Source organism: Pseudomonas borbori (assembly GCF_900115555.1).
GTDB lineage: Bacteria > Pseudomonadota > Gammaproteobacteria > Pseudomonadales > Pseudomonadaceae > Aquipseudomonas > Aquipseudomonas borbori.
Genome location: NZ_FOWX01000003.1, coordinates 236,408 through 242,665, shown reverse-complemented (window position 1 = coordinate 242,665; position 6,258 = coordinate 236,408). Strand labels below are relative to the sequence as shown.

Genomic DNA, 6,258 nt, shown 5'->3' with positions numbered 1-6,258 from the left:
ATCGCCATCGATGTCGCTGTCATTGCCCAGCAGGTCAGCTGCGGAGTAGGTGACTTCGGTGTCTTCAACAGCGGTGAGGCTGTCGGCGACTGCTGTCGGTGCATCGTTAACCGCCGCTACCGTGCCGCTAACTGTCGCGGTACTGGTCAATACACCATCGCTGACGGTGTAGGAAAAACTGGCTGGGCCGTTGTAGTTGGTGGCTGGGGTGAATACCAGTTGGCCATTAGTCAGGGTCACCGAGCCATTACTGACGTTGACGGAATCACCTTCGGCAATGGACTGGCCGTCGACGGCGGTGATGGTCAGGGTGTCACCATCCAGGTCGGTGTCGTTGCTCAGCACATCGATGCTGATGCTGCCGTCTTCGTTTACGCTGAAGCCGTCTGCCAGTGCCACGGGGGCGGTGTTGGCAGCCTCGAGTGCTTCAGTAGGCGCTAGAGACTCTTCCTCTACAAACGATGACGAAGTAAAGCCCAAGCCTTCAGTCTCAAAGCCAACCGTCGGATCGAGTTGTTCGCCCGTCTCATCCAGCATCACGAAGCTATGGCCACCACCCGGCGCTCCGCCGGTCGCACCCGTTGCGCCCGGGCCCGCGGCGGTGGGTTCGAGGTCGGCTGTCGGGTCGAAGCCGGCGGCGATGGCTTGTTCCAGTTCGGAGGCGGGCGCTTGCGTTGTCTGGGCCTGTTCCGGGGCTTGGGCCGCGGCCGTTTGCCAATTGCCGTTGGCCGCGATATCGATCACATCACCATTGGCCAGTTCGAGGGTTGCCGAGCCGCCCGAGGCGGTTACCACCTGGTCGCCCTGGAACAGGCGTTCACCTTCGAACACTTGCCGCTTCAGGCCATCGAGGGAGACAACGAATACTTGGCCCACAAGACTTTTAATGACAGCGACAAGATTGCTCATGCGTAAGCTCCAGACGCCCAGGGCGTGGTGTGATCCTTGGATTGATGTGGCAGAGATCAGGATAGAGTTAAGGTGGCTCGTCATTTAATTGACGACAATAAACCGTCCTTGCTCTAAATGAATCTGGTTCCGTGCCAAACTATTGACCGCTCTTTCGCGATAATACACACTCGCTATCGTTGATGTCACTTTGATATTGATTCAGTTTTCATGTCGCCCTTGTCGCCTTGAACAAGGGGTATGCGTGACTTGCTTGACTGGATTGCCGTACAGCGACTCGTGCCCCTGTCTGGGACGCCGCCTGCTCCTCAGCCTTGAAAGGAATCTAACCTCCAATGCGTTTTTTTGCCCTTGTTCCCCTTGCCATGGCGATCTCCCTGTCGGCCACCGGCCAAACCCTTAACGAAGCCATGCAGAGCGCGCTTGAGGTGCATCCGGAAATCCAGGCGGGGATCAATGCACGTCTGTCGGTTGAGGAGCAGATGAAAGCCGCCAAGGGCGGTTATCTGCCGCAGGTCGACCTGCTTGCCGGTTATGGACGTGAAGGCACCGACAGCCCCGGCACGCGTGCTGTCGAGGGGCACGAATACAACACCCTGACTCGCGGCGAGTCGAGTCTGCGTTTGCAGCAGATGCTATTCGACGGCTTTGCCACCAGCAGCGAAGTCGGGCGTCAGCGGGCTACCGTGAATGCCCGTGCCTACGAGCTGCTGGGCACCTCCGAACGCACTGCGCTGACTGTGGCGGAGGTCTATCTGGAGGTGCTCAAGCGTCGCGAGATGGTTCGGCTGGCGGAGGACAACCTGCGTAGCCACGAGCGTATTTACGACCAGATTTCGTTGCGCAGTGAGCGTGGGGTAGGGCGCATGGCCGATCTCGATCAGGCCGAGGCACGTCTGGCCCAGGCGCGTAACAACCTGATCACCGAGCAGACCAATCTGGCCGATGCGCAGGTCAATTATTACAGTGTGGTTGGCCGCGACCCCAGCGAGCTGAGCATGCCGCAAGGGTTGCCGGGGCGTTTGCCGGAAAACCTGCAGGCCGCCCGCGAGGAATTGCTGACGAATAACCCGTTTCTGAGTTCGGCCCAGGCCGATGTCCAGGCCAGCGAGCAGCAGTATGAAGCGGCCAAGTCGACTTTCTACCCGCGTTTCGACGCCGAGCTGTCGCAGGGCGTCGACAACAATATCGACGGCGTGCCCGGCCACAGCAATGAATGGCAGGCGATGCTGCGCATGCGTTACAACCTGTTCGCTGGCGGTAGCAACAAGGCCGACCTGCAGTCCAAGGCGCACCAGGTCAATCAGGCCATGGATATTCGCAACAACGCCTTGCGCGTCCTGAGCGAAGACCTCGGCCTGGCCTGGAATGCCCTGGAGAATGCGCGTCAGCAATTGCCGATCGCTCAGCAATATGTCGACTACAGCAGCCGGGTGCGCGACTCCTACCAGAAGCAGTTCGGCCTGGGCGAGCGGACCTTGCTCGACCTGCTCGACAGCGAGAACGAATTATTCACCGCTGCGCGCCGCCTGGAAGAGGTGCGTTACACGGAACTGTTTACTCAATACCGGATCAAGGCGACCATGGGCTCCCTGCTGCAAAGCCAAGGTGTAGTTGCACCCATGGCTGCGGCACCGCTGGATGTGGTGAAGGCCGAGGTGACACTGCCGGGCCTGAATTGAGCGGTTGTGAAAAAGCCCCCGTCTGCCGCGAACGCCTGGGGTCGCTTCTCGCGACGGCGCTCGATATTTTCACAGCCTCTGACAGCGGCTTTTCTCCGTGCATGAGTGAATCTTTGTGGCAGTAGACCTCAGTCAGGCCCCGACCCGTAGCGATCCACGCGACCGCTACGATGATCCATTGCTCGACAGCCTGCTGTCGCTGTGCGGTTTGCACCAGAAGTCGGTCAGCCGCGCCATGCTCACGGCCGGCTTGCCCCTGCCTGAGCAGCGCCTGAGTGTCGAGTTGCTGCCCCGTGCGGCGGCTCGCGCCGGCTTGCAAGGGCGTTGGTTGCGCCGCGGCTTGCGACAAATCCCTGCCTTGGCCATGCCGGCTCTGCTGTTGCTGCGTGAAGGTCGCAGCGCGGTATTGCTCGGTTGGGACGAGCAGGGCCGTGCGCGGGTCATGCCCAGCGAGAGCGAGGGTGGCGAGGTCCTCGTCAGTGCCGAGATGCTGGAGGAGGATTACAGTGGCCAGGTGTTCTTCGCCCAGCCGCTGCACAAGTTCGACTTCAACCGCGGCGAGCTGATTCCGCGGGCGACATCCTGGTTTCGCGACACCCTCAAACGTTCCCGCTGGCTCTATATAGACGCTATCGCGGCCAGTTTCCTGATCAGCCTGATCGGTCTGGCCACGCCGCTGTTCGTCATGAATGTCTACGACCGGGTGGTGCCCAACCAGGCGGAAGCCACGCTCTGGGTGTTGGCGATCGGTATCTGTGGCGTGTATCTGTTCGATCTGTTGCTCAAGACCCTGCGCGGCCTGTGCCTGGATCTGGCCGGCAAGAAGACCGACCTGATCATTTCGGCGACGCTGTTTGAGCGGGTCGTCGGCATGGCCATGAAGTTCCGTCCGGCGCGGGTCGGCAGCTTCGCCCAGAACATCCACGAATTTCAGAGCCTGCGCGACTTCCTCGCCTCGCTGACCCTGGCCAGCGTGATCGACCTGCCGTTCACCCTGTTGATTCTGGCGGTGATCGCCATGATCGGCGGCCACCTGGTGTGGATTCCGGTATTGGCCTTTCCACTGGTTGCCCTGATCGGCTGGGCGTTGCAGCGACCCCTGGCGGAAACCATGGAACGCACCATGGCGCTGGCGGCCGAGCGGCAGTCGAGCCTGATTGAGAGCCTCGCCGGCCTGGATGCGGTCAAGGTCAATAATGCCGAGAGCGAGCGCCAGTATCTGTGGGAGCAGACCATCGGCACCCTCAGTCGCCTGGAGTTGCGCGCGCGCATGCTCTCCAGCCTGGCGATGAATGCGACCATGCTGCTGCAGCAACTGGCCGGCGTGATCGTCATCGTCTTCGGGGTTTACCAGATCATCGACGGCCGGCTGAGCATGGGCGGTCTGATCGCCTGCTACATGCTCAGCAGTCGTGCGCTCGGTCCGCTGACCCAATTATCCGGCCTGCTGACCCGCTACCAGCAGGCGCGCGTGACCCTCGATTCGGTCAACCAGATGATGAGCCTGCCGCAGGAGCGCCAGGAAGAGGAGCGGCCGCTCAAGCGTCAGGCCTTGCAGGGCGCCATCGAGTTCCGTCAGCTGGATTTCCATTATCCGGATCAGCAGCAGGCCGCCCTGCAGAACATTAACCTGGTGGTGCGACCCGGCGAGAAGATCGGCATCATCGGCCGCAGCGGCTCGGGCAAGAGTTCGCTGGCCAAGCTGATCGTCGGCCTGTATCAGCCGGATGCCGGCAGCCTGCTGGTCGATGGCGTCGATGTGCGCCAGCTGGATGTCAGCGATCTGCGCCACAACATCGGCTACGTGCCCCAGGATATCCAGCTGTTTTCCGGCACGCTGCGCGACAACCTGGCGGTGGGCGCGCGCTACGTGGAGGATGAACTGGTGTTGCAGGCCTCCGAGCTGGCCGGGGTGCACGAGTTCGTGCGGCTGCATCCCAAGGGCTACGAGCTGCAGGTCGGCGAGCGCGGGCAGAATCTTTCCGGTGGGCAGCGACAGAACGTGGCCCTGGCCCGGGCGCTGTTGCTCGACCCGCAAATCCTGCTGTTCGACGAGCCGACCAGCGCCATGGACAACACCGGCGAAGAGCGCCTCAAGCAGCGTTTGGCGGCCGTTATCGGCAGCAAGACCCTGCTGCTGGTTACCCACCGTGCCTCCATGCTCAGCCTGGTCGACCGTTTGATTATCGTCGACCGCGGGCAGGTCATCGCCGACGGGCCAAAAGGTAGCGTGATGGAAGCGCTGAAGAAGGGGCAGATCAGTGTCAGCTAAAGCGCCCGAGAAGAGCCTGGGTCAGGCCGTTGCCGCGTATTTCGGCAGCCATGACGGCATGGGCGACGAACCGCTGCCGGAGGTCAGCAAGGCGCTGATCGAGGATGCGCCCAGGGTCATTCGCCTGACCATCTGGGGCCTGCTTGCATTCGTTGCCTTCTGTTTGCTGTGGGCGCATTTCGCCGTGGTTGACGAAGTGACCCGTGGCGATGGCAAGGCGATTCCTTCCTCGCGCCTGCAGAAAATCCAGAACCTGGAAGGCGGTATCGTTTCCGAACTGTTCGTCCGCGAGGGGCAGATCGTCAATATCGGCGATCCGCTGCTGCGTCTGGACGACACCCGTTTCGCTTCCAACGTCGGCGAGACCGAGGCCGATCGCCTGGCCCTGCTGCTGCGGGTCGAACGCCTCAGCGCGGAAGTCCAGGGCCGCGAATTGCTGGTGGCCGACGAAGTACGCGAAAAAGTACCGCGACAGTCCGAGAACGAGGAGCAGTTGTTCAACAGTCGGCGCCAGCAGCTGCTGGACGAGGTTGCCGGGCTGGAGGAGCAGCTGACCCAGCGTCGTCAGGAGTTGCGCGAGTTTGCTTCCAAGCAGAGCCAGTTTCGCAACAGCCTGGAGCTGTTGCGCCAGGAAATTCGCATGTCCGAGCCACTGGTGGCCGAGGGGGCGATTTCCCCGGTGGAAGTGCTGCGCTTGAAGCGCGCCGAGGTGGAGAGCCGCGGCCAGTTGCAGGCCACGACCCTGGCGATGCCGCGGGCCGAGGCCGCGATCAAGGAGGTCGAGCGCAAGATCGACGAGACCCGTGGGCGTTTTCGCAGCGATGCGCTGACCCAGCTGAACGAGGCGCGCACCGACCTGAGCAAGATCCAGTCGACCGGCAAGGCGCTGAAGGACCGGGTCAACCGTACCCTGGTCACCTCGCCGGTACGCGGTATCGTCAAGCTGCTGCTGGTCAACACCATCGGCGGGGTGATCCAGCCGGGCAGCGACCTGGTGGAGATAGTGCCGCTGGACGACACCCTGCTGGTGGAGACACGCATCCGCCCGCAGGACATCGCCTTCCTGCATCCGGGGCAGGAGGCCATAGTCAAGTTCACCGCCTATGACTACACCATCTACGGCGGCCTCAAGGCCAAGCTGGAGCAGATTGGCGCGGACACCGTGACCGACGATGAGGGCAACAGCTTCTACGTGATCAAGCTGCGCACCGACAAGAGCCACCTGGGCAGCGCAGAGCATCCGCTGCTGATCATCCCCGGCATGGTTGCCTCGGTAGACATCATCACCGGCAAGAAGAGCGTACTCAGCTACCTGCTCAAACCGATCATCCGCGCCCGTGCCGAGGCCTTGCGCGAGCGCTGATGCCTGCCCGCGTAGGGTGCGCCGTGCGCACC

At 62.1% G+C, this 6,258-nt stretch carries 4 protein-coding genes; 3 read left to right on the top strand and 1 reads right to left on the bottom strand.

The window, feature by feature from the left end:
• The coding region (locus BM315_RS03745; protein ID WP_170862155.1) for a retention module-containing protein at positions 1–909 on the bottom strand (909 nt) is incomplete at its 3' end.
• A gap of 335 nt (positions 910–1,244) precedes the next feature.
• Here BM315_RS03745 and BM315_RS03740 point away from each other — a divergent pair.
• The 3 genes from BM315_RS03740 (at position 1,245) to BM315_RS03730 (ending at position 6,226) form a co-directional block, all read left to right on the top strand.
• A complete protein-coding gene (locus BM315_RS03740) occupies positions 1,245–2,591 on the top strand; it encodes a TolC family outer membrane protein (protein ID WP_090497937.1) in 1,347 nt (448 codons plus the stop codon).
• A 115-nt stretch (positions 2,592–2,706) separates the two neighbouring features.
• On the top strand, positions 2,707–4,863 hold the full coding sequence (locus tag BM315_RS03735) for a type I secretion system permease/ATPase (RefSeq protein ID WP_090497935.1): 2,157 nt from the start codon (positions 2,707–2,709) through the stop codon (positions 4,861–4,863).
• Between the two features lie 58 nt (positions 4,864–4,921).
• Positions 4,922–6,226 carry an HlyD family type I secretion periplasmic adaptor subunit gene (locus BM315_RS03730; RefSeq protein ID WP_090497954.1) on the top strand — a complete coding sequence of 435 codons (1,305 nt, stop codon included), beginning with the start codon at positions 4,922–4,924 and terminating at the stop codon, positions 6,224–6,226.
• Positions 6,227–6,258 lie beyond the last annotated feature (32 nt).

Bases quoted from the DNA above. Each gene is read 5' to 3' on its own strand.
- BM315_RS03730 (WP_090497954.1), top strand. From the start codon at position 4,922: ATGGGCGACGAACCGCTGCCGGAGGTCAGCAAGGCGCTGATCGAGGAT.
- BM315_RS03740 (WP_090497937.1), top strand. From the start codon at position 1,245: ATGCGTTTTTTTGCCCTTGTTCCCCTTGCCATGGCGATCTCCCTGTCG.